Origin of the sequence: Streptomyces sp. SID12488, assembly GCF_010548275.1 — a bacterium.
Taxonomy (GTDB): Bacteria; Actinomycetota; Actinomycetes; order Streptomycetales; family Streptomycetaceae; genus Streptomyces.
In genome coordinates, this window is the sequence record NZ_JAAGLT010000003.1 from 58,751 (window position 1) to 80,204 (window position 21,454).

Annotated in this window: 25 protein-coding genes and 1 other RNA gene; 23 read left to right on the forward strand and 3 right to left on the reverse strand. The window is 70.2% G+C overall.

What is annotated here, in order from left to right; all coding sequences use genetic code 11:
* The 5 genes from ftsE to ssrA all read left to right on the forward strand — a co-directional run bounded on the left by ftsE (position 1) and on the right by ssrA (position 4,086).
* Positions 1–690, forward strand: a complete 690-nt coding sequence (gene ftsE / locus G3I56_RS06390; protein ID WP_164321062.1) for a cell division ATP-binding protein FtsE — start codon at positions 1–3, stop codon at positions 688–690.
* A gap of 84 nt (positions 691–774) precedes the next feature.
* The gene (gene ftsX, locus G3I56_RS06395; RefSeq protein WP_164407894.1) at positions 775–1,695 is read left to right on the forward strand and encodes a permease-like cell division protein FtsX; all 921 of its coding nucleotides are present in this window, start codon (positions 775–777) and stop codon (positions 1,693–1,695) included.
* A gap of 67 nt (positions 1,696–1,762) precedes the next feature.
* Positions 1,763–2,941 carry a S41 family peptidase gene (locus tag G3I56_RS06400; protein ID WP_164407895.1) on the forward strand — a complete coding sequence of 393 codons (1,179 nt, stop codon included), beginning with the start codon at positions 1,763–1,765 and terminating at the stop codon, positions 2,939–2,941.
* 101 nt (positions 2,942–3,042) lie between these two features.
* Positions 3,043–3,525: an SsrA-binding protein SmpB gene (smpB, locus tag G3I56_RS06405; RefSeq protein ID WP_164407896.1), complete on the forward strand. Its 483-nt coding sequence runs from the start codon at positions 3,043–3,045 to the stop codon at positions 3,523–3,525.
* A gap of 158 nt (positions 3,526–3,683) precedes the next feature.
* Positions 3,684–4,086: a transfer-messenger RNA gene (gene ssrA, locus G3I56_RS06410) on the forward strand.
* 69 nt (positions 4,087–4,155) lie between these two features.
* Here ssrA and G3I56_RS06415 read toward each other — a convergent pair.
* Both G3I56_RS06415 and G3I56_RS06420 read right to left on the reverse strand, forming a co-directional pair.
* Entirely contained in the window at positions 4,156–4,359 is a 204-nt protein-coding gene (locus G3I56_RS06415; protein ID WP_164407897.1) for a DUF397 domain-containing protein, read from the reverse strand.
* Between the two features lie 8 nt (positions 4,360–4,367).
* Positions 4,368–5,204, reverse strand: coding sequence for a helix-turn-helix transcriptional regulator (locus G3I56_RS06420; RefSeq protein ID WP_164407898.1), 837 nt, complete (start codon positions 5,202–5,204; stop codon positions 4,368–4,370).
* Positions 5,205–5,427: 223 nt separating this feature from the next.
* Here G3I56_RS06420 and G3I56_RS06425 point away from each other — a divergent pair, with 223 nt between their 5' ends.
* The 8 genes from G3I56_RS06425 (at position 5,428) to tsaE (ending at position 12,425) form a co-directional block, all read left to right on the forward strand.
* Positions 5,428–5,868, forward strand: a complete 441-nt coding sequence (locus G3I56_RS06425; RefSeq protein WP_164407899.1) for an ATP-binding protein — start codon at positions 5,428–5,430, stop codon at positions 5,866–5,868.
* Complete coding sequence (locus tag G3I56_RS43630) at positions 5,844–6,308, forward strand: hypothetical protein (protein WP_239134751.1); 465 nt, start codon at positions 5,844–5,846, stop codon at positions 6,306–6,308. Before G3I56_RS06425 ends, G3I56_RS43630 begins: the two co-directional genes overlap by 25 nt.
* A 19-nt stretch (positions 6,309–6,327) precedes the next feature.
* Positions 6,328–6,699, forward strand: a complete 372-nt coding sequence (locus G3I56_RS06435) for a holo-ACP synthase (RefSeq protein ID WP_164407900.1) — start codon at positions 6,328–6,330, stop codon at positions 6,697–6,699.
* Positions 6,700–6,756: 57 nt separating this feature from the next.
* Complete coding sequence (locus tag G3I56_RS06440) at positions 6,757–8,202, forward strand: NAD(P)H-hydrate dehydratase (protein WP_164407901.1); 1,446 nt, start codon at positions 6,757–6,759, stop codon at positions 8,200–8,202.
* Positions 8,203–8,411: 209 nt separating this feature from the next.
* Positions 8,412–9,260 (forward strand): L,D-transpeptidase, encoded by an 849-nt coding sequence (locus G3I56_RS06445; protein WP_164407902.1) that lies wholly within the window; start codon positions 8,412–8,414, stop codon positions 9,258–9,260.
* Positions 9,261–9,303: 43 nt separating this feature from the next.
* Entirely contained in the window at positions 9,304–10,497 is a 1,194-nt protein-coding gene (gene alr / locus G3I56_RS06450) for an alanine racemase (protein ID WP_164407903.1), read from the forward strand.
* 133 nt (positions 10,498–10,630) lie between these two features.
* Entirely contained in the window at positions 10,631–11,890 is a 1,260-nt protein-coding gene (locus tag G3I56_RS06455; protein WP_164407904.1) for an alpha/beta hydrolase, read from the forward strand.
* Positions 11,853–12,425: a tRNA (adenosine(37)-N6)-threonylcarbamoyltransferase complex ATPase subunit type 1 TsaE gene (gene tsaE / locus G3I56_RS06460; RefSeq protein WP_164407905.1), complete on the forward strand. Its 573-nt coding sequence runs from the start codon at positions 11,853–11,855 to the stop codon at positions 12,423–12,425. Before G3I56_RS06455 ends, tsaE begins: the two co-directional genes overlap by 38 nt.
* A gap of 333 nt (positions 12,426–12,758) precedes the next feature.
* On the opposite strand, the gene G3I56_RS06465 is transcribed toward tsaE, so the two are convergent.
* Complete coding sequence (locus tag G3I56_RS06465; RefSeq protein ID WP_164407906.1) at positions 12,759–13,313, reverse strand: hypothetical protein; 555 nt, start codon at positions 13,311–13,313, stop codon at positions 12,759–12,761.
* Between the two features lie 110 nt (positions 13,314–13,423).
* Here G3I56_RS06465 and tsaB point away from each other — a divergent pair, with 110 nt between their 5' ends.
* From tsaB to G3I56_RS06515, 10 genes are all read left to right on the forward strand, one after another.
* Positions 13,424–14,080 carry a tRNA (adenosine(37)-N6)-threonylcarbamoyltransferase complex dimerization subunit type 1 TsaB gene (tsaB, locus tag G3I56_RS06470; protein ID WP_164407907.1) on the forward strand — a complete coding sequence of 219 codons (657 nt, stop codon included), beginning with the start codon at positions 13,424–13,426 and terminating at the stop codon, positions 14,078–14,080.
* Positions 14,077–14,670 carry a GNAT family N-acetyltransferase gene (locus G3I56_RS06475; RefSeq protein ID WP_164407908.1) on the forward strand — a complete coding sequence of 198 codons (594 nt, stop codon included), beginning with the start codon at positions 14,077–14,079 and terminating at the stop codon, positions 14,668–14,670. Before tsaB ends, G3I56_RS06475 begins: the two co-directional genes overlap by 4 nt.
* A complete protein-coding gene (tsaD, locus tag G3I56_RS06480) occupies positions 14,663–15,763 on the forward strand; it encodes a tRNA (adenosine(37)-N6)-threonylcarbamoyltransferase complex transferase subunit TsaD (protein WP_164407909.1) in 1,101 nt (366 codons plus the stop codon). The genes G3I56_RS06475 and tsaD overlap by 8 nt, the downstream gene beginning before the upstream one ends.
* Entirely contained in the window at positions 15,760–16,014 is a 255-nt protein-coding gene (locus G3I56_RS06485; protein ID WP_164407910.1) for a hypothetical protein, read from the forward strand. The genes tsaD and G3I56_RS06485 overlap by 4 nt, the downstream gene beginning before the upstream one ends.
* Positions 16,015–16,215: 201 nt before the next feature.
* Positions 16,216–16,503: a hypothetical protein gene (locus G3I56_RS06490; protein ID WP_164407911.1), complete on the forward strand. Its 288-nt coding sequence runs from the start codon at positions 16,216–16,218 to the stop codon at positions 16,501–16,503.
* Positions 16,482–16,769 (forward strand): hypothetical protein, encoded by a 288-nt coding sequence (locus G3I56_RS06495; protein WP_164407912.1) that lies wholly within the window; start codon positions 16,482–16,484, stop codon positions 16,767–16,769. Before G3I56_RS06490 ends, G3I56_RS06495 begins: the two co-directional genes overlap by 22 nt.
* 35 nt (positions 16,770–16,804) lie before the next feature.
* On the forward strand, positions 16,805–17,002 hold the full coding sequence (locus G3I56_RS06500; RefSeq protein WP_164407913.1) for a hypothetical protein: 198 nt from the start codon (positions 16,805–16,807) through the stop codon (positions 17,000–17,002).
* A gap of 197 nt (positions 17,003–17,199) precedes the next feature.
* On the forward strand, positions 17,200–18,219 hold the full coding sequence (gene pstC / locus G3I56_RS06505) for a phosphate ABC transporter permease subunit PstC (RefSeq protein ID WP_164407914.1): 1,020 nt from the start codon (positions 17,200–17,202) through the stop codon (positions 18,217–18,219).
* Positions 18,220–18,253: 34 nt separating this feature from the next.
* The gene (gene pstA / locus G3I56_RS06510; protein ID WP_203689348.1) at positions 18,254–19,663 is read left to right on the forward strand and encodes a phosphate ABC transporter permease PstA; all 1,410 of its coding nucleotides are present in this window, start codon (positions 18,254–18,256) and stop codon (positions 19,661–19,663) included.
* Complete coding sequence (locus G3I56_RS06515) at positions 19,663–21,453, forward strand: substrate-binding domain-containing protein (protein ID WP_164407916.1); 1,791 nt, start codon at positions 19,663–19,665, stop codon at positions 21,451–21,453. Before pstA ends, G3I56_RS06515 begins: the two co-directional genes overlap by 1 nt.
* Position 21,454 lies beyond the last annotated feature (1 nt).

Genomic DNA, 21,454 nt, shown 5'->3' on the forward strand with positions numbered 1-21,454 from the left:
GTGATCCGATTCGACAGCGTCTCCAAGCTCTACCCCAAGCAGAGCCACCCCGCCCTCAGGGATGTCACCCTGGAGGTCGAGAAGGGTGAGTTCATCTTCCTCGTCGGGTCCTCCGGCTCCGGAAAGTCCACCTTCCTGCGACTGATCCTCCGCGAGGAGCGCGCCAGTCACGGCCAGGTGCACGTCCTGGGCAAGGACCTCGCGCGCCTCTCCAACTGGAAGGTGCCGCAGATGCGGCGCCAGCTGGGGACGGTGTTCCAGGACTTCCGGCTGCTGCCGAACAAGACGGTCGCCGAGAACGTCGCCTTCGCGCAGGAGGTCATCGGCAAGTCGAAGGGCGAGATCCGCAAGTCCGTGCCCCAGGTGCTCGACCTCGTCGGTCTGGGTGGCAAGGAGGAGCGGATGCCGGGTGAGCTGTCCGGTGGTGAGCAGCAGCGAGTCGCCATCGCGCGGGCCTTCGTTAACCGGCCCAAGCTGCTGATCGCCGACGAGCCGACCGGCAACCTCGACCCGCAGACCTCCGTCGGCATCATGAAGCTGCTCGACCGGATCAACCGGACGGGCACGACCGTGGTGATGGCGACGCACGACCAGAACATCGTCGACCAGATGCGCAAGCGCGTCATCGAGCTGGAGAAGGGTCGTCTCGTCCGCGACCAGGCGCGTGGCGTCTACGGCTACCAGCACTGACGGTCACGGTCACGGTCACTGTCGATCACTGGTGGTCAGTGACACAGACGGTCCTCGGAGTTCCCGGAAAGGCTTGAGCTCGCCATGCGCGCCCAGTTCGTACTGTCGGAGATCGGTGTCGGTCTCCGACGCAATCTGACGATGACGTTCGCCGTCATCATTTCCGTAGCCCTGTCGCTCGCCCTGTTCGGCGCGTCGCTCCTGATGGGCGACCAGGTCAGCTCGATGAAGGGCTACTGGTACGACAAGGTCAACGTCTCGGTGTTCCTCTGCAACAAGAGCGACGCCGAGTCCGACCCGAACTGTGCCAAGGGCGCGGTGACCACCGACCAGAAGAAGCAGATCCTCGCCGATCTGAAGAAGATGGACTCGGTCGTGCAGGCGGTCACGTACGAGTCCGCGGACGAGGCCTACAAGCACTACAAGGAGCAGTTCGGCGACTCCCCGCTGGCCAGTTCGCTCACCCCGGACCAGATGCAGGAGTCGTACCGGATCAAGCTCAAGGACCCGGAGAAGTACCAGGTCATCGCGACCGCGTTCGACGGGCGCGACGGGGTGCAGTCCGTGCAGGACCAGAAAGGCATCCTTGACAACCTCTTCGAGCTGCTGAACCTGATGAACCAGGCGGCGCTCTGGGTGATGGCGCTCATGCTGATCATCGCTCTTCTGCTGATCGTCAACACGGTGCGTGTCTCGGCGTTCAGCCGTCGGCGTGAGACGGGGATCATGCGGCTGGTCGGCGCGTCCGGCTTCTACATCCAGGCGCCGTTCATCATGGAGGCCGCCGTCGCCGGCGTGATCGGCGGTGGGCTGGCCTGCGTCTTCCTGGTCCTGGGCCGGTACTTCACCATCGACCACGGCATGGCCCTGTCCTCGAAACTCAACCTGATCACCTTCCTGGGCTGGGACGCCGTACTGACGAAGCTGCCGCTGATCCTCGCCACGAGCATGCTGATGCCCGCGTTGGCCGCGTTCTTCGCGTTGCGCAAGTACCTGAAGGTGTGACGCATGCCAAGGGGGCCGTTCGGACATCCGACCGTACGGCCCTTCGCCTTGTCCTAGACTCACCGGCATGTCGGGCCGCGACCTGTTCACACAGCCCCGCCGCGCAGGCCGCGGGGCGGCTCTGACGTTGCTCTTCGCCAGTGTCCTGGTCGCCGGCGCGGCCACCGGCTCACTCCCCGAGCCCACCGAACGGAAGTCCCCTCTCCCGGACACGGCCCGCTCCGCCGTCCCCGCCGGGCGCCATCAGGAGGTCGCCGCCGCTGCCGCCGAGGCCATGGCCGACGGAAAGTCCCCCATGGAAGCCGCCGAGCGCGCCGTCAGCCGCAGCGGGGACCGCTGGGGAGCGGTGTACTCCCCGGGGGACTACGAGGAGCTCGAGGAGGCCCTCGACGGTCGGTACACGGGCGTCGGGCTGTGGGCCCGGCGTGAGCGGGACGGCCGTATCGAGGTCACCAGGGTGCGCTCCGGGTCGCCCGCGGCCGTCGCCGGGATCCGCAGCGGAGACCGGTTGCGCAGTGTGGACGGCGAGGCGGTCGACGGACGGCCGGTCACCGAGGTCGTCTCCTTACTCCGCGGTGACGCGCAGGACGCCGCAGCCGGTACGACCGTCCGGCTCGGGCTGGAACGCGGCACGCGCGCGTGGAGCGAGACCGTACGCCGGGCTCAGCTCTCCACGGACTCCGCGACCGTCCGGCAGGTTGCCGCGAGCAAGGTCACCGTCATCCGGGTCGCCGCCTTCACCAAGGGGGTCGGCGACGTGGTGCGCGGCGCGGTACGGGCGGCCCCGGCCGGCGCCGGGATCATCCTCGACCTGCGCGGCAACTCCGGCGGGCTGGTCACCGAGGCCGTCACCGCCGCCTCCGCCTTCCTCGACGGCGGCCTCGTCGCCACGTACGACGTCAACGGCGAGCAGCGTGCCCTGCACGCCGATCCGGGCGGCGACACCACCAGGCCGCTGGTCGCGCTGGTCGACGGCGGCACGATGAGCGCGGCCGAGCTGCTCACCGGCGCCCTCCAGGACCGCGGCCGGGCGGTCGTCGTGGGCTCCAGGACCTTCGGCAAGGGCTCGGTGCAGATGCCGAGCCGGCTGCCCGACGGCTCCGTCGCCGAGCTGACCGTCGGCCACTACCGCACCCCGGCGGGGCGCAGCGTCGACGGCGTGGGCCTCACGCCCGACCTCGACGCCGACCAGGGAGCACTGGAGCAGGCGGAGACCGTGCTGAGCGGTCTGGGCGATCCTTCGTAGCTTGCTTATAGTCCGCTCGTGGTCCGCTGGTGGTCCCTGCCCGGTCCCCTTGGTAATCGACTTTCCCTCCAGCGCCCTCCTAGTGCGAAAATGGCGGGACTATGGCTAAGGAAACAGGGCGCAAGCTGGTCGCCCAGAACAAGAAGGCACGCCACGACTACGCCATCATCGACACCTACGAGGCCGGTCTGGTCCTCACCGGTACCGAGGTGAAGTCGCTGCGTCAGGGGCGTGCCTCGCTCGTCGACGGCTTCGTTCAGCTCGACGGGAACGAGGCGTGGCTGCACAACGTGCACGTGCCGGAGTACAGCCAGGGCACCTGGACCAACCACAGCGCCCGGCGCAAGCGGAAGCTGCTGCTGCACCGCGCGGAGATCGAGAAACTGGAGTTGAAGTCGCAGGAGTCGGGTCATGCGATCGTGCCCCTCGCCCTGTACTTCAAGGACGGCCGGGCGAAGGTCGAGATCGCGCTGGCCCGAGGCAAGAAGGAGTACGACAAGCGGCAGACGCTGCGGGAGAAGCAGGACCGTCGCGAGACGGACCGGGCGGTCTCGGCGGTGAAGCGCAAGCAGCAACACGCGTAGCCGCACCGCGCGGCGCCCCGGCCGGCGGCTCGACAGGCGGGCGGAATATTGGTGGCACGCGTGCGCGTTGGTCACGTACGATGGCAACTGCACCTCACCGAGGGTGCGCCACCCTCCCCGGAGGGACTCCTCTTCGGAGGGGATTGAAAAAACAACATGGGGATGATCGGTTTCGACAGCGGCTGTCGAAGCAGGTGAAGCGTGTCGAGGAAGCGGCCATGATCTCGTAAACCACAGGCCGAAAAAAATAATCGCCAATTCTAACAGCGATTCTTCCGCGCAGCAGTTCTCTCTCGCCGCCTGATTTCAGGTAGCGACGAGCCTGCTCCGCACTAATGGGAGTGTCAGCCCGGGAGTGTTCCCGACCCGGATCCTGGCATCAGCTAGGGGACTAAACCTTGATCCCGGTCACGGGGTGAAGAGGGAAATCTAACAGTGACTGGGCCCGTCGGCGACTTGTTCGCGTGATTGCCGGGGCCGAGAAAAGCACAGCGAACTGCACACGGAGAAGCCCTGATTCCGCACCGTTGGACGCGGGTTCGATTCCCGCCATCTCCACAATTCCCATGTTATGCAGTACCAGAGGCCCCGTCGCTTTCGAGCGGCGGGGCTTTTGGCGTGCCTGGGCGCCTACTGCGACCTGGGCGCGCTGCCGCGTGTCGGCGACTTGAGGGAGTCGATGAAAGGGGTGTAGGCGGAGGCCGGGAAGGTGAGGCTGCGGGTGGCTGGGGCCTTGGAGTCGCGGATGGCTGTGTGGGTGGGGGAGTTGGCTATTTCCACGCAGTTGTTGCCATCGTCGGGGCCTGAATAGGACGACTTCCGCCAGTTGTCCATGGGGTACCTCACAGCTCTTTCGTCAACCGGTTCATGAAGTCACGCGACCGTGAGGGGTCGAGCGATACGGCTTCCACCTTACGGAAGCGCGTTCGAAAGACGCTGAGCTGTCCTTCAGAGTCGATGAAGGCTGAGCCATGGGGTACGTCACGCACCACCGTGTCCAGTTTGGGTACGGAGCCACCCACGTACGTCATGGTGCTGGCGGCTCTGGCGAAGCCGTCCAGATCGAAGGGGATGACGCGTACGGTGACGTGGTCCGCTTCGGAGCGCTCCAGGAGTCTGGCGAGTTGAGCACGGGTAGCGGCACGGTCGCTGACCCTGATGCGTAGGGCCGACTCGTGGATCACCAGCTCGTACGGAATGGAGAGCTGCTGACGTCTCATTCGGTGGCTGACGCGCAACTCAAGTTCATCGTGCGTTAGTTCGGGAACGCGGCCGGAGAAAACGGCGCGAGCGTAGTCCTCGGTCTGCAACAGGCCGGGTACGTAGAGGACGGCTACCTCGTGCTGGAAAACGGCGTGGTGATCCAGCTCCGACAAGTCAAGGAAGGACGTGGGCAGCAGCCCCCGGTACTCCTCCCACCAACCGCGCGTTCGGTCGGTGGCCATCGCGACCAAGGCGTCGATGAACTCCTCGTCCATGCAGGCGTAGTGGGATGCGAGGCGGCGGAGTCGTTGCTCGCTCACGCCCGCGAGTCCGTTTTCGATGTGGCTCATCTGGACGCGATTCGCCCCCAGCAGTGCTGCCGCTTCGATGGCGGTGAGTCCTGCCCCCTCGCGGAGTCTGCGCAACTCGATTCCCAGGCGCAGTTGACGCGCGGTGGGTTCGCGCCTGAGGACCATCCATAGCTCCTTGCTCAACCTGCCTGCCGGTGCCGCTCATTCGGGGTCAGATTACGCGATCGGCTTGCTCGGGATTACAGGTTAGACGTACCGTCGGTGACGCGACGCACACCCTGCGGAACGCCGGGATCCCCGGAAGCGCACCACTCCGTCCTGCCACGACGGCTGCGGCATGCCACCACCCGCCCGACCGCAACCCCCACCACCGAACGGGAGTTGACGCATGCCCGAAATCGATGCCGAACCCGAGTTCACGTCCGACCCCGAGTCCTGGGAGTACTCCCTCTACATCCCCAACGACCCCCGAGCGGTCACCGTCAGCCGCCGCACCCTCCGCCTGATCCTGACCATGCACGGACTGATCGGCCTCGTCGACGTCGCCGAACTCCTCGCCGCCGAGCTCGTTTCGAACGCCGTACGGCATACCAAGGGGCCCGCAGCCCTACGTGTTCGCTGGTCGGCCGGCGTCCTGAGGATCGGGGCCTGGGACGCCGATCCTCGACCGCCGGAGCCGCCACAGGAGCTGAGCCAGCTCACCGACTCGGAGGACGGGCGCGGGCTCGGAATGGTGCGGGCTTGTTCCGATCTCTGGGGGTGGCAGCCGCTGTCCCGGTTCGGGAATCGCGGCAAATTCGTGTGGTGCGAGCTGCGGGCCGCCGCGTGATGCGCCCGGAACTGGATGAGGAAGTCTCCGGCATCGCCACGGGGCTTGTGGCGGCCATGGCTCTGGTGGGCCTCTCGCCCGAGAGGGCCATGGCTGAACTCCACCGCAGAATTGAGGAGATCCTCAAGCGGGACGGGTTGTCGCCCGGAGAGATCGCGTATCTGCGGGGAAAGATCGAGAACTGGCCGCCGGGATACGCCGAGCAGTGGGCCATCGGCTACGCGAACGGCCTGGCGAAGGGGAAGGCCAAGACGATTCTGACCGTGCTGGAAGTAAGGCGGCTCCCCGTCTCCGACGACATCCGCGACCGCGTCACCACCTGCGCCGACCTTGCTCGCCTCGACGACTGGCTCGACCGCGTCGGCACTGTGGAGCGCGCGGAGGACCTGTTCGCGGCGGACCCGGAGGTTGTGCCGGGTAGTGCTCCTGAACAGGGCTGACGGATCGTAGAGTGCCCGCATGAGCATCATCGGAGTCGGGATCGACGTCGCCGAGATCGAGCGGTTTCGGGCCTCGCTGGAGCGGACGCCCGCGTTGGCCCAACGGCTTTTCCTGGAGAGCGAGTTGCTGCTGCCCAGCGGTGAGCGGCGGGGTGTCGCGTCCCTCGCCGCCCGGTTCGCCGCGAAGGAGGCGATCGCCAAGGCGCTGGGTGCTCCGGCCGGGCTGCTCTGGACGGACGCCGAAGTCTGCGTCGAGGACAGTGGGCGGCCCTGGCTGCGCGTGACGGGGACCGTGGCCGCGCGTGCGGCGGAACTCGGGGTGCGGTCATGGCATGTGTCGCTCAGCCATGACGCGGGGGTGGCTTCGGCTGTGGTGATCGCGGAGGGGTAGGGCCCCAGCGGGTGGGCTTGGCGGGCCCGTCGGCCCGTCGTGCGGGAGACTCGGGGTATGCGAACTGCGTACGGCGTGGAGACGGTACGGGCGGCCGAGCGTGAGCTGATGGCGCGGGTGCCGGAGGGTGCGCTAATGCAGCGCGCGGCGGCCGGACTGGCCGTCGCCTGCGGTCAGTTGATGGGGCGGGTGTACGGCAGCCGGGTTGTTCTACTCATCGGCAGTGGGGACAACGGCGGCGACGCCCTGTACGCCGGGGCCCGGCTCGCCCGGCGCGGAGCCGGTGTCACGGCGGTGCTTCTCGCTCCGGAGCGCACGCATGCCGGAGGGCTCGCGGCCCTGCGGGGAGCCGGCGGGACAGTGATGGACGCCCGGGGTGACGGCGTCGAGAGGGCGATCAGGCGCGCCGACCTCGTCGTCGACGGCATCGTCGGGATCGGGGGGCGGGGTGGGCTGCGGGACGATGCCGTGGCGTTGGTCGAGGTGGTGCGGGAGGCGCGGGTCGCCGTGGTCGCCGTCGATCTGCCCAGCGGGGTCGACGCCGACAGCGGTGAGGTGCGGGGGGTGGCGGTGCGGGCCGATCTGACCGTGACCTTCGGGACCCACAAGCCGGGGCTGCTCATCGATCCCGCGCGGGAGTACGCCGGGACGGTGCGGCTCGTCGACATCGGGCTCGGGGAGGTGCTTCCCGAGCCGGCCGAGCTGGAGGCCTTGCAACACGCGGACGTCGCCCGGCTGTTGCCGGTGCCCGGCGTCGAGAGTGACAAGTACCGGAGAGGAGTCGTCGGGATCGCGGCCGGTTCGGCGCGGTATCCGGGGGCCGCTGTGCTGGCTGTCGCGGGGGCGCTGCGGGGTGGCGCCGGTGCCGTGCGGTACGTGGGGCCGGCGGCCGACGCGGTGATCGCCCGTTTTCCCGAGGTGCTCGTGTCCGACCAGGGGCCGCACAAGGCGGGGCGCGTGCAGGCGTGGGTCGTGGGGCCCGGGGCCGGGGACGACGCCGCGACGGTCGCCGAGGTGCTGGAGGCGGACGTACCCGTGCTGATCGACGCGGACGGGCTGCGGCTGGCGGACCGGGAGGCGGTGCGGGGGCGTACCGCGCCGACGCTGATGACTCCGCACGCCGGGGAGGCCGCCGCGCTGCTCGGCGTGGGGCGGGGAGAGGTGGAGGGGGCTCGGTTGTCGGCCGTGCGGGAACTCGCCGCCCGTTACGGGGCGACCGTGCTCCTCAAGGGCTCGACCACGCTGGTCGCCGACCCGGCAGGGGGTGCCGTACGGGTCAACGCGACCGGCACGGGGTGGCTTGCCACCGCCGGTAGCGGTGATGTGCTGTCGGGGCTGAGCGGGTCGTTGCTGGCGGCGGGGCTTTCGGCGCTGGACGCGGGGAGTGTGGGGGCGTATCTGCACGGACTGGCGGGGCGGCTGGCGTCGGAAGGAGCCCCGGTGGGGGCGCACGACGTGGCGGAGGGGGTGGGGCGGGCCTGGCGGGATGTTCGGGGTGGGTGAACCAGGGGTTGTTTCGCCCCCGCCGCCCTTACCCGTCCCATCCCTCCCCCAGTGGGGGGACCCCCACTGGGGGCTGCGCCCCCAGACCCCCGCTGTCGGCCTGAACGGCCTCGTCCTCAAACGCCGGACGGGCTGGATGGTGCGCACGGTCGGGTGACCCCGCCGCGCGGCTGAGCCCGGTGTCGTCAATCGCACGTTCTCCTGATCGCATGATCAGTCGACCGTTCGTGCTCCGAGGGCTCACCGTGCTGCTTGTCGCGGTGGCCGTGCTGCCGCCCGGTGGCCCTGCCTTCGCGGCCCCAGCGCCGCCCGCCCCCTCCCAGCCCTGGACCTTCGACACCCCGGACCAGGTGCTCGCGCCACGGGTGTACACGCCGACGAGGCAGGAGGACGCCGTCGCGCCTGCGGAGGCCGCGCAGGGGACGTACGACCTCATCGAGTACGTGCCCCTGCGTGACGCCGCTCGGAAAGTGGCCTGCTCCAAGCTGACCGGGCCCTATCAGCGGCAGGTCGAGTCCTGGCTGAGGCTGAAGGTGGACGGGAAGCAGTCCGCCACCGACTGCCGGGCCATCCGCGACTTTCAGCGCAAGTACAGGATCAAGCCGGACAGCGGATTCGCGGGGCCCGTCACCTGGTCCCGTATGCAGCTGCTTTCCGCCAGGAAGAATCCGAACGCCGCCGGTAAGTGTCCCGTGCGGACCTACCGCGTCGCCTGTGTCGATCTCGGGCGGCAGCTGACCTGGGTGCAGAAGGGGAAGAAGGTCGTCTACGGGCCCGTGCCCGTGCGGAGTGGACGGACGGCCTATCCGACGCGCGGCGGATGGCACAAGGTGTACTGGAAGCACAAGAACCACCACTCGACCCTCTACGACACCCCGATGCCCTACGCCCAGTTCTTCAGCGGTGGCCAGGCCTTCCACGCCGTCTACGGCAGCATTTACACCACCGTCGGCTCCATGGGCTGCGTCAATATGCGGCTCGCCGACGCCCGTACCCTCTGGGGCGTTCTGAGGACGGGCGACCGGGTGTACGTGTGGGGACGGCGGGCCGCGGGGTAGCCGCGGGTGGGCTACACGGTCCCTCTGAGACACTGGGGGCGCCATGAGTGAGACAGCAGCCCTGCCGGCCGCCGCTTTGCGAGCCCGCGCCGAGATCGACCTGGCCGCCCTGCGGGCCAACGTACGGACCCTGCGCGCCCGCGCGCGGGGCGCCGCCCTGATGGCTGTCGTCAAGTCGGACGCGTACGGCCACGGGGCGATCCGGTGTGCCCGGGCAGCCGTCGAGGCGGGCGCCGAGTGGCTCGGCACCGCCACCCCCGAGGAGGCGCTCGCCCTGCGGCGGCCGGGCTCGGGGATTCCCGCCCACGTACGGGTCATGTGCTGGCTCTGGACGCCCGGCGGGCCCTGGCAGGAGGCGATCGAGGCCGACATCGACGTGTCGGTGGGCGGGATGTGGGCCCTGCGGGAGGTCGTCGAGGCCGCCCGTGCCGCTCGGCGGCCCGCGCGCGTCCAGCTCAAGGCCGACACCGGGCTCGGGCGCGGTGGCTGTCAGCCGGGGGACGACTGGTGCGCGCTCGTCGCCGCCGCGCTGCGCGCCGAGCGCGACGGGCTGATCCGGGTGACCGGGCTGTGGTCCCATCTCGCCTGCGCCGACGAACCCGAACACTCCTCCGTCGACGCCCAACTCACGCGATTCCACGAGATGATCGCGTACGCCGAGCGGCACGGACTGCGGCCCGATGTGCGCCACCTCGCCAACTCGCCTGCCGTCCTCAGCCGTCCGGACACGCACTTCGACCTCGTACGGACGGGGGTGGCTGTATATGGGATCTCGCCGAGTCCTGAGATCGGCACCTCCGCCGACCTCGGCCTTCGGCCTGTGATGACGCTGGCCGCCTCGCTCGCGCTGGTCAAGCACGTACCGGGCGGGCACGGCGTCAGCTACGGGCACCACTACGTCACCCCCGGCGCCACCACCCTCGGCCTCGTCCCCGTCGGCTACGCGGACGGCATCCCGCGCCACGCCTCCGGCACCGGTCCCGTCCTGATCGGCGGGAAGTGGCGGACCGTGGCCGGGCGGGTCGCCATGGACCAGTTCGTCGTCGACCTTGGGGGCGACGAGCCCGAAGCGGGCGCGGAGGTCCTGCTCTTCGGGCCCGGTGACCGCGGCGAGCCCACCGCCGAGGACTGGGCACAGGCGGCCGGGACGATCGCGTACGAAATCGTCACCCGCATCGGAACCCGGGTGCCCCGCGTATACGTGAATGTGAATGAGGAAGAGGAACGAGAGGGGTAGCCGCCCGAAGGTTTCTTCGGTCGGGCGGCACGAGTAACCCCGGCGACTCCGGTAACCCTTCCGAGGTCGGCGAGCCCACCAACTTTTCAGCAGAACCGGCAACTTCAGCGGTAATTCCAGCAAGGAGCGGTACGTGAGCGAGAGCAGTGCGGAGGTCGTCGCGAGCGCCGCCACGGCGGTCGTGGCCTCCGCCGCGGGGGCGACGGGCGGAGGGTGGCGCCGGGCGACCGGTATCGCGGGTGTCGCCATAGGGGTGGTGGCCGCCGGTGCCGCCGCGGGGGTCGCCGTCGAGCGGCTCACCGTGGGGCGCGGTATCCGGGAGAGGGCGCGGATGGCGCTCGACTCGACGGGCCCGTACGGCGCGCTGCGCGGCACCCCGGGCAAGGCGTACGCCGACGACGGCACCGAGCTGTACTACGAGGTCGACGACGTCGACCCGACGGCCGCGCCGTCCCTCACCCCGCGCCGGCGGCGGCTCTTCGGGCGCAAGGCCCCGGCGCCCGTCACCGTCGTCTTTAGCCACGGCTACTGCCTCAGCCAGGACTCCTGGCACTTCCAGCGGGCCGCCCTGCGCGGTGTCGTCCGCAGCGTGTACTGGGACCAGCGCAGCCACGGTCGGTCCGGGCGCGGAGTCGCCCAGCACGAGGGTGTGGCCCTCTCCATCGACCAGCTCGGGCGGGACCTGAAAGCCGTCCTCGACGCCGCCGTGCCCGAGGGGCCGATCGTGCTCGTCGGGCACTCGATGGGCGGGATGACCGTCATGGCCTTCGCCGACCAGTTCCCGGACGTGGTCCGGGAGCGGGTCGTTGCGGTCGCCTTTGTCGGTACGTCGTCCGGGCGGCTCGGCGAGGTCAACTTCGGGCTGCCCGTCGCGGGCGTGAACGCGGTCCGGCGGGTGCTGCCCGGCGTACTGAAGGCGCTGGGGCAGCAGGCCGAGTGGGTGGAGCGGGGGCGGCGGGCCACCACCGATCTCTTCGCCGGCATCATCAAGCGGTACTCGTTCTCGTCGCGGGACGTCGATCCCGCGGTCGCCCGGTTCGCCGAGCGGATGATCGAGAGCACGCCCATCGATGTCGTCGCCGAGTTCTACCCGGCCTTCACCGAGCACGACAAGACCGAGGCCCTCGGCCACTTCAAGGATCTGCCCGTGCTGGTGCTGGCCGGGGTCGGCGACCTCGTCACGCCCAGCGAGCACAGCGAGGCCATCGCCGACCTGCTGCCTGACGCCGAACTGGTCCTCGTGCCGGACGCCGGGCACCTGGTGATGCTGGAGCACCCGGAGGCGGTCACCGACCGGCTCGCCGACCTGCTCACCCGCGCGGGTGCCGTGCCGGCAGGGGCTACCGTTTCCGGTTATGGAAGCACCAGCGACAGCGCACGACGACCCGGCTGAGTCCCCCGCGCGCCCCACGCCCTCCTCGTCCGCCGAGCTCACCGTCAACTCGCCCGAGGAGATGAGGGAGTTGGGCCGTCGGCTCGCCGAGCACCTGCGGGCCGGCGACCTCGTGATGCTCACCGGTGAGCTGGGCGCGGGCAAGACGACGCTGACGCGCGGGCTCGGTGAGGGACTCGGGGTCCGGGGCGCGGTCACCTCGCCCACCTTCGTGATCGCCCGCGTCCACCCCTCCCTCGGTGACGGCCCGCCGCTCGTCCACGTGGACGCGTACCGGCTGGGCGGCGGTCTCGACGACATGGAGGACCTCGACCTCGACGTCTCGCTGCCCGAGTCCGTCATCGTCGTGGAGTGGGGCGAGGGCAAGGTCGAGGAGCTGACCGACGACCGGCTCCATCTCCTCATCCACCGGGCCGTCGGTACTGTGCCTTCCCGGGGGACGACCCCCGGACCCCCGGACACGGACGAGGTGCGACACGTCACCCTCACGGGGGTGGGGGAGCGGTGGGCGACGGTTGACCTGAGTGTCGTGTGAACGTCGGCGTGAACGTCTGCGTGAATGTTCCGACAATCTGTCGGCAAGATGTTGCGTCGGGCGTCTCGCGCGTGGTCACATGGTACCCAGTCCGTGGTTAGGGTTACCTAACTACGCCGCCCCCGAGCTTCAGGAGGCGTCCATGTCGGCTACGGAGTGCACGAGCGCGAGTACAAGTACGAGTAGCAGCGCACCCATGCCGAAGCCGTACGCGGTCCCCGGGGTGTCCATGCGTGATCTGCTGGCGTCCTGTGCTGCCGCCCGCGCGGTCTCGACGCCTCCGCGCCCGTCCGAGGTGCCTGTCCGGCGGCAGCCGAAAGCCGCGTAGCGCGTTCAGCGGATCACGACGACCTTCTCGCCGATCGTCGCGAACTCCCACATCGCGTCCCCGTCCGGCCGGGTCTCCCGGATACCGCCCGTGCGTGCCTCCGGGTCCTGCTGCGGAGCCGAGCCGTCCACCGCCGCACTGAAGCCGATGCCCACGCCGTCCACGCCCGTGAACCGCACGACGTGCTCGATCGGGGTGCCGTCGGTTCCCGTGATCGAGTTCGAGCGGGACGTGACCAGATAGCTGCCCGGCGCCGGATCGACCGTCCCCGGTGCCACGGGGAACGAGCGGCGCACCCTGCCGTTGTCGCCGACCAGCCACACCCGGTCGTCGTCCAGGGAGTACACGACCCGCCTGCCCGCCCCGGACCCCGCCGGCAGAGCGCCAGGGTGCCGGGTGTCCCTGGGGACCTTCGAGGCCGTCACCGGCGCCGAGGGTGACACGGGCTCGGCGCCCGGGCGCAGCGGGGCGTTCGCCGAGGCCTGGTAGGCGAGGAAGCCGACCGTGACGAGGGCCGCCGCGGTGAGCCCGGCCACGAATCCCGAGCTGCTCCTGGTCACCAGTGCCCACCTCTTCGTCTCGTACGTCCCGTTTTGTGGCGACGGTAGCAGCAGCCGTACCGCCGACCGGAGCGGCCGTGCGCGGGGCGCGGGCGCCGTAGGCTGTTCGCGTGCTCTTGCTCGCTCTGGATACCGCCACCCCGGCCGTCACGGTCGCCCTGCACGACGGGACGGCCGTCGTCGCCGCGTCGAGCCAGGTCGACGCGCGACGGCACGGGGAACTGCTGCTGCCCGCCGTCGACCGCGTCCTCGCCGAGGCGGGCACGGGCCTCGACGCCGTCACCGGCGTCGTCGTCGGCATTGGTCCCGGCCCCTACACGGGGCTGCGCGTCGGCCTGATGACCGCCGACACCTTCGGATTCGCACTCGGTGTCCCCGTACACGGCGTCTGCACGCTGGACGGCCTCGCGTACGCCGCCGACCTCGAGGACGGCCCCTTCGTCGTGGCGACCGACGCCCGCCGCAAGGAGGTCTACTGGGCGCGCTACAGCGACTCCCGTACGAGGGTGACGGAGCCGTCCGTCGACCGGCCGGCGGACATCGCCGACCAGGTCGCGGGCCTGCCGGCCGTCGGCGCGGGAGCCCTGCTCTACCCGGACACCTTCCCGAGCGCGCACGCGCCCGAGCACGTCTCCGCGGCGGCCCTCGCCTCCCTGGCCGCCGAACGGCTGGCGGCGGGCGTCGAACTCCCGGCCGCCCGGCCCCTCTACCTGCGCCGACCCGACGCCCAGGTCCCCAAGAACTACAAGGTGGTCACCCCCAAGTGACGACTGCCGTGCTGCGCGAGATGCGCTGGTGGGACATCGAGCCCGTGCTGGAGCTGGAGAAGGACCTCTTCCCCGAGGACGCCTGGTCCCGGGGCATGTTCTGGTCGGACCTGGCCCACGCGCGGGGACCGCACGCGACCCGGCGTTACTTCGTCGCCGAGGACGAGCGTCCGGAGGGGGGCGGCAGACGGATCATCGGGTACGGGGGGCTCGCCGCCGCCGGTACCGAATCCGACAGCGACTCCGCCACGGGGGCCGACGTACAGACGATCGCCGTCGCCCGCGAGCACTGGGGCACCGGCCTCGGCGCCGTGCTGCTGACCGAGCTGCTGCGGGCGGCGACCGCGTTCGAGTGCACCGAGGTCATGCTGGAGTGCCGGGTGGACAACGTGCGCGCGCAGAAGCTGTACGAGAGGTTCGGCTTCGAGCCCATCGGTTTCCGGCGCGGCTACTACCAGCCGGGGAACGTCGACGCGCTGGTGATGCGGCTGCGCGACCCGTCGGCGTCGGTGCCTTCGACTTCCTCGACTTCCTCGGCCCCTTCAGTCCCTTCAACCCCTTCAGCGCAAGGAACCGAGAGCAATGGCTGACTCCAAGGACGTGCCGCTCGTCCTCGGCATCGAGACCTCCTGCGACGAGACCGGCGTCGGTGTCGTCCGGGGGACCACGCTCCTCGCGGACGCCATCGCGTCCAGCGTCGACGAGCACGCCCGGTTCGGGGGTGTCGTGCCCGAGGTGGCCTCGCGCGCGCACCTGGAGGCGATGGTGCCGACCATCGAGCGGGCGCTGAAGGAAGCGGGGGTGAGCCCGAAGGACCTCGACGGCATCGCCGTCACCGCCGGTCCCGGGCTCGCGGGCGCGCTGCTGGTCGGGGTCTCGGCGGCGAAGGCGTACGCGTATGCGCTGGGCAAGCCCCTGTACGGAGTGAACCATCTCGCCTCCCACATCTGTGTCGACCAGCTGGAGCACGGCCCGCTGCCCGAGCCGACGATGGCCCTGCTGGTCAGCGGCGGTCACTCCTCGCTCCTCCTCTCCTCGGACATCACCTCCGACGTACGGCCCCTGGGTGCGACCATCGACGACGCGGCCGGTGAGGCCTTCGACAAGATCGCGCGGGTGCTGAACCTGGGCTTCCCCGGCGGCCCGGTCATCGACCGGTACGCGCGCGAGGGCGATCCGAAGGCCATCGCGTTCCCGCGCGGGCTGACCGGGCCGCGCGACGCCGCGTACGACTTCTCCTTCTCCGGGCTCAAGACGGCCGTGGCCCGCTGGATCGAGGCGAAGCGGGCGGCTGGGGAGGAGGTGCCGGTGCGTGACGTGTCGGCCTCCTTCCAGGAGGCGGTGGTGGACGTGCTGACCCGCAAGGCGGTACGGGCCTGCAAGGACGAGGGCGTCGACCACCTGATGATCGGCGGGGGTGTCGCCGCCAACTCGCGGCTGCGGGCACTCGCCCAGGAGCGCTGCGAGGCGGCCGGTATCCAACTCCGGGTGCCCCGGCCCAAGTTGTGCACGGACAACGGTGCGATGGTGGCCGCCCTGGGCGCCGAGATGGTCGCCCGCAACCGGGCGCCCTCCGACTGGGACCTGTCGGCGGACTCCTCGCTGCCGGTGACCGACCCGCATGTGCCCGGCCACGCGCACGATCATTCGCATGCGGTGAGCGAGGGGAACCTGTACGCGTGACGGTCGCGTTGATGTGGGAGGCGCGGGCCGTCGAGGGGCGCGGGGGTGAACTCCTCGCCTGGGCACGGGCGCAGGAGCTGCCGACAGAACCCCTGCGCCGGGAGACACTCCGGGCTCCGCAGGACCGGGTCCTCGTCATCACTTGGTGGGACGCGGAGTTCGACGCTGACTTGCCCGAACTTCCGGAACCGGGGGCGGGGTTGGTGGTCAGGGCTGTGCACAGGTGGCGGTTCGAGGCGGTTGGCGAGTGATGTCCCCATCTCCCGTCAAGGATTAGGCAACTCCGGCTTTGCCCGAATCAGGGCCGACCTCCGGGATGGCAGGGACAAACAGGGCGTGCCGGTGGGCTGGTTGCCCCTGTCCGGTCATCCCCTTTGAGTTCGCTTTGGGTTCTCCAGGGACGCTGTTGAGGTGATCCTCGCCCGGGTCTGCCTCGACCCGGATGATCAAGCGTGACCATCGCGCCGGACTCCGTGCGCGGGCGCCTCGTCCACGCCCGTCGGACCAACCCCTGGGCGCTCCTCTGGGGGCGGCTCGTCCTCTGGGCTGCCTTGTCGGTCCTGGCCGGACTCACCCCGGTCGCCGTTCCTGGCGCACCCGTCTGGATCTGGCCGTTCACCCTGGTCGCCTGTCTCCTCATGGCCGGACGGACGATCGGCGTCATGCGGAGGAAGAAGCGCGACGGCAGTGGGAGTGAGAAGGGGAGGAGGGGAGATTTGTGGAAGTCGTCTCGCACGTGATCGGGTTCGCCCTCGCCGCGGTTCTCGTCGGGGGAGGCGTCCTTCAACTCCTGGGCCGTCGAATGCAGGCAGGCCTGCCGGAGAGCCGGCGCAGGAGGGGTGCGTGGTCGAACATTTTGTTCGGTGTCGCGATCGCCCTTTTCACCGCGGCGCGCATCCCTCGCAGCCACCGACTCCTGTGGGACGACCTGCTCCTCGGCCCGGCGTTCGTCTGTGTCCTGGTCGCGGCCCTGGTGTACGGGGGGCCCTGGCGGACCGACCGGTGACCGGCCCGGTGTTCCGCGGAGGCAGAGGTGTCTCCGTGCGTGGTGACCGAGTCGCCCTGATCGCCACTCTGATCGTCTTCGGCGCGCTCTCGGCCTGGCTGTTGCCCGACGGCTGGAGACTGGCCTCGCTGCCCCTCGCCCTGGTCTGCGCGACGACCGCCCAGCGGTACGTGGCCGGGCGCACGGCACCGCGAGGCACCGGGGGCGACGAAAAGGGGAGCGACCAACAGTGACATCCGCCCATGCCTTGAACGAGCCGTCCTGGTATGGCGGGCCGGTCTCCACAGCTGCCCCACCAGGTTGACATGGCTCGTTCACGCAACGTCCACATGTGACGCGTTCAGCCGTCAGGATCCGGCCATTGACTCTCCTCGCACGGTGCCTTCGGTGCCGTGTGGGGAGAGTCGTTTTCGTTTCCTGAGGGGCGTACGTGGTGTCCACGCAGGTGGGTTCCGGCAGACCGGAGTCCGACAGACCCGTGCCTCGGCGGTTGTCCGCCGCCAGGGGGTTCGGTGACCGGGTCTTCCGGATCCAGTTGACGGCCACGGGAGTTGTCGTCCTCGCCATCATGGCGGCCGTCGGGCTGTTCCTGTTGCTCAGGGCGGGGCAGGCACTGCACGCCCGGGGCCCGGCGTTTCTCACAACTGCCGCCTGGCAGCCGGACGTTCACAACTTCGGCATCGCCGCCGTACTCACCGGCACCCTGCTGATCGCCCTCGTCGCGGTGGCCATCTCCGTACCGCTGGCCGTCGGGACGGCGCTCTTCATCTCCGACGTGGCCCCGCGCGGGCTGCGCCGAACGCTGGTGAGCATGGTCGACCTGATGGCCGCCGTACCGTCGGTGGTGTACGGACTGTGGGGGCTGTTCTTCCTCCAGCAGCATGTGATCGGACTGTCGCGCTGGCTGTCCGACTGGCTCGGCTGGATACCGCTGTTCACGGTGGACGGCGTCCAGCCGGGCGATCCGCTCGCCTCCGACAGCGTGTACACCGCGTCCACCTTCGTCGCCGGGATCGTCGTCGCGCTCATGGTCGCGCCGATCCAGTGCTCGGTGATGCGCGAGGTCTTCTCCCAGGCCCCGGCGGGCGAGCGGGAGGGCGCCTACGCGCTCGGCGCCACCCGGTGGGGGATGATCCGCTCGGTCGTCCTGCCGTACGGCAAGGGCGGCATCATCGGCGGGACGATGCTGGGGCTCGGCCGGGCGCTCGGCGAGACCATCGCGGTCTACCTGATCATCTCGCCGGTCTTCACCATCCAGCCGCACATCCTGCAGACCGGCTCGAACTCGGTCTCCTCCCTGATCGCCCTGCACTACGGAGACTCCTCCGAGTTCGGGATGTCGGCGCTGATGGCGGCGGGCCTGGCGCTGTTCCTGCTCACCCTGGCGGTCAACTTCACCGCCTCCTCCGTCGCGGCCCGTTCCCGCTCCGGCGCCCAGAGCGAGGCCTGAGATGACCGTCGTAGCCGTACCTGTGGACGTACCCGTGACTGGGGCTGTGGCCGTGGAAGAGGCCCCCGTCGGGGGCGATGCCCTCACCGGAGGCGGTGCCCCGGTGGCCGTGCTGTCGCCCGAACAGCCCCGTCGTATCGGTGGTGTCAGTCGTTCCGCCGTGCTGTCGCTGGGCGGTGCCGCCGCCTCCGCGCTGTGCGTCACGATCCTGCTGTTCGGTGAACTCGCCCCGTTCTCCGGCACGTTGGGCTTCACCGTCACCGCCTATCTGGTCTTCCTCGGCGTCTACGCGGTGTTGACCGGGTTCGAGGAGGACGGACAGGCCGTACGCGACCGGGTGATGACGGTCGTGCTGTGGACGGCGGCCTCGCTGCTGTTCACCGCCCTCGCCCTCGTCGTCGGGTTCACCGCCTGGCGCGGCAAGGACGCCCTGCCGCACGGCAACTTCTTCACCCAGGACATGCAGGCGGCGGGCCCGCTCGACCCCCTGACCAACGGCGGTATCGCCCACGCGATGGTCGGCACGCTGATCATGATCGGCATCGCGCTGACGATCACCGTGCCGCTCGGACTGGCCTGTGCCGTCTACCTCAACCAGATCCCGGGGCGCTTCTCCCGCTTCGTCCGCACCATCGTCGAGGCGATGACCGCGCTGCCGTCGATCGTGGCCGGCCTGATGGTGTACGCGGTCTGGATCCTCGGCCTCGGCATGCAGAAGTCGGGCCTCGCGGCCGGGTTCGCGATCAGCGTGATGATGCTGCCGATCGTGATCCGGGCCTCGGACGTGGTGCTGCGGCTCGTACCGGGCACCCTCACCGAGGCCGCGGAGGCGCTCGGCGCGCCGCGCTGGCGCACGGTGTGGCACGTCGTCCTGCCCACCGCACGCTCCGGGCTCGCCACCGCAGTCATCCTCGGCACCGCGCGCGGTATCGGCGAGACCTCGCCCGTGCTGCTGACCGCCGGTTTCACGGCGGCGCTCAACGCCGACCCGACCGCCGGGCCGATGGTGTCCCTGCCGCTGGCCGTCTTCAACTTCGTCAAGTCGCCGCAGCCGGAGATGATCGCCCGCGGCTTCGGCGCGGCGGCCGTGCTCATGACCATGGTCCTGGTGCTGTTCGTGATCGCCCGGGTGATCGGCGGACGCGGCCCCGGCCACCAGACCCGCCGCCAGGCCCGCCGCACCGCCCGCGCCTCCCGCCGCGACGTCGCCCGCTTCGCTGAACTCCACACGCCTCAGCTGTCGCTGTTCGACACCTCCGCGGCCGAACCCGCGTCAGCCGCCGACGGCGAGGATGTCACACAGGGGCCACCCGCACCCGACCACGAGAGCAGTACGGGTGATGCGGGTGGGATCGACGGCCGGGCCGACGGCCGGGCGCCCACCCCTCGACCCGCACCCACTCCCGCACCCACCGCCGCACCGGCCCCCGGAGAGACCGACTGATGCCCAGCCACCTCACCACCGCTCTCCGGCGCCTGCACGCGCCGGCGACTCTCGCCGCCCTGCTCGGCGTGGTCGCCGTGCTGCTCGCCGGGCCGGCAGCCGCGCCCGCCGCGGCCGAGAGCTACACCCCGGTCGCCGGGGCCGGTTCGACCTGGGCGGAGAACGCCATCGAACAGTGGCGCAAGGCCGTCAACCAGTACGGCATGCGGATCAGTTACGCCGGCGGCGGCTCCTCCGACGGCCGCCGCCAGTTCCTCAGCGGCACGGTGGACTTCGCGGTCTCGGACATCCCGTTCCAGACCCGCCCGACCGACGGCTCGGCCGCCGAGCGCCCGTCCTCCGGCAGTTACGCCTACATGCCGATCGTGGCCGGCGGCACCTCCTTCATGTACCACCTGACGGTCAACGGCAGGAAGGTCACCAACCTCCGCCTCTCCGGGGACGTGGTCACCAAGATCTTCACCGGCGTCGTGAAGTACTGGGACGACCCGGTCGTCAAGGCCGACAATCCGGGGCTGCAGTTGCCGCACCGAGCCGTCGTGCCCGTCGTCCGCTCCGACGGTTCGGGCTCCACCGCCCAGTTCACCATGTGGATGGCCAACCAGCACGCGTCGCTGTGGAAGGCCTACTGCGCCCGCGTCGGCCGCTCCGGCGCCTGCGGGCAGACCTCGTACTACCCGACCGTCTCCGGCATGATCGCCCAGTCCGGCGACCCGGGCGTGGCGGGGTACGTCGCCCAGAACTACGGCGAGGGCGCGATCGGGTACGTCAACTACTCGTACGCCATCAACGAGGGCTATCCGGTCGCCAAGGTCCTCAACCACGCGGGCTACTACACCGAGCCGACCCCGAAGAACGTCGCCGTCTCGCTGCTCAAGGCGAAGATCAACACCAACAAGAACTCCGCCGACTACCTCACCCAGAAGCTCGAAGGCGTCTACAACGACGCCGACAAGCGCAACTACCCGCTGTCCAGCTACTCGTACATGATCCTGCCGCTGAAGGTGCAGGGCACCTTCACCAAGGACAAGGGCAAGACGCTCGGCGCGTTCTCCTACTACTTCATGTGCCAGGGCCAGCAACAGGCGCCCAAGCTCGGCTACTCGCCGCTGCCGATCAACCTGGTGCGGGCGGGCTTCGACCAGATCCGCCGGATCCCCGGTGTGAAGACGCAGAACATCAACATCAAGGGCTGCAACAACCCCACCTTCAGCGCCGACGGCCGCAACAGGCTTGCTGAGACGGCCCCTTACCCGGCCGCCTGCGACAAGAAGGGCGCCGCGCCCTGCACCACGGGCAGCGGCGGCGCCAAACCGGCCTCGGGGAGCGGTGGTTCGGGCGGTTCCGGAGGCTCCGGCGGTACGACGTCCGGGGGCACGACCGGCGGTACGGCGACCGGGGGCACCGCGTCCGGGGGGACCACCGGCGGCTCGGCGAGCGGCGGAGGCGCGGCGGCGAGCGGGGGCGCGGGCGGCGACGGGAAGTCGGCCGTCGACCCGGACACCGGGCAGGTGCTGTCCGCGAACTCCGGTGGTGGTACCGCCACCGGCACAGCCGGCGGAACCGCCGTCGACGGGACGATCGCCCTGGCCCAGCCGGTCGCGGTGGCCGGACGCGGCGGCTGGACCGGCACCCAGACCCTGATGCTCCTCGCGGCGCTGCTCATCCTCGGGCTCGTCCTGCTGCCGTCCGTCGTCGCACGGGCGCTCGGCGCTCGCGGCGGCAACGGCACCGGCACTGGTACCGGCACTGGCACCGGCGGCGACAGCACGGACGGGAACTCACGATGAA

What these genes read in the sequence shown, in the direction of transcription:
- smpB (WP_164407896.1), top strand. Translation starts at nt 3,043, where the DNA reads ATGGCTAAGGAAACAGGGCGCAAGCTGGTCGCCCAGAACAAGAAGGCA.
- G3I56_RS06435 (WP_164407900.1), top strand. Translation starts at nt 6,328, where the DNA reads ATGAGCATCATCGGAGTCGGGATCGACGTCGCCGAGATCGAGCGGTTT.
- ftsX (WP_164407894.1), top strand. Translation starts at nt 775, where the DNA reads ATGCGCGCCCAGTTCGTACTGTCGGAGATCGGTGTCGGTCTCCGACGC.
- G3I56_RS06415 (WP_164407897.1), bottom strand. Translation starts at nt 4,359, where the DNA reads ATGGACAACTGGCGGAAGTCGTCCTATTCAGGCCCCGACGATGGCAAC.
- G3I56_RS06440 (WP_164407901.1), top strand. Translation starts at nt 6,757, where the DNA reads ATGCGAACTGCGTACGGCGTGGAGACGGTACGGGCGGCCGAGCGTGAG.
- G3I56_RS06515 (WP_164407916.1), top strand. Translation starts at nt 19,663, where the DNA reads ATGCCCAGCCACCTCACCACCGCTCTCCGGCGCCTGCACGCGCCGGCG.
- G3I56_RS06420 (WP_164407898.1), bottom strand. Translation starts at nt 5,204, where the DNA reads ATGGTCCTCAGGCGCGAACCCACCGCGCGTCAACTGCGCCTGGGAATC.
- tsaE (WP_164407905.1), top strand. Translation starts at nt 11,853, where the DNA reads ATGGAAGCACCAGCGACAGCGCACGACGACCCGGCTGAGTCCCCCGCG.
- alr (WP_164407903.1), top strand. Translation starts at nt 9,304, where the DNA reads ATGAGTGAGACAGCAGCCCTGCCGGCCGCCGCTTTGCGAGCCCGCGCC.
- G3I56_RS06425 (WP_164407899.1), top strand. Translation starts at nt 5,428, where the DNA reads ATGCCCGAAATCGATGCCGAACCCGAGTTCACGTCCGACCCCGAGTCC.
- G3I56_RS06445 (WP_164407902.1), top strand. Translation starts at nt 8,412, where the DNA reads ATGATCAGTCGACCGTTCGTGCTCCGAGGGCTCACCGTGCTGCTTGTC.
- G3I56_RS06400 (WP_164407895.1), top strand. Translation starts at nt 1,763, where the DNA reads ATGTCGGGCCGCGACCTGTTCACACAGCCCCGCCGCGCAGGCCGCGGG.
- tsaD (WP_164407909.1), top strand. Translation starts at nt 14,663, where the DNA reads ATGGCTGACTCCAAGGACGTGCCGCTCGTCCTCGGCATCGAGACCTCC.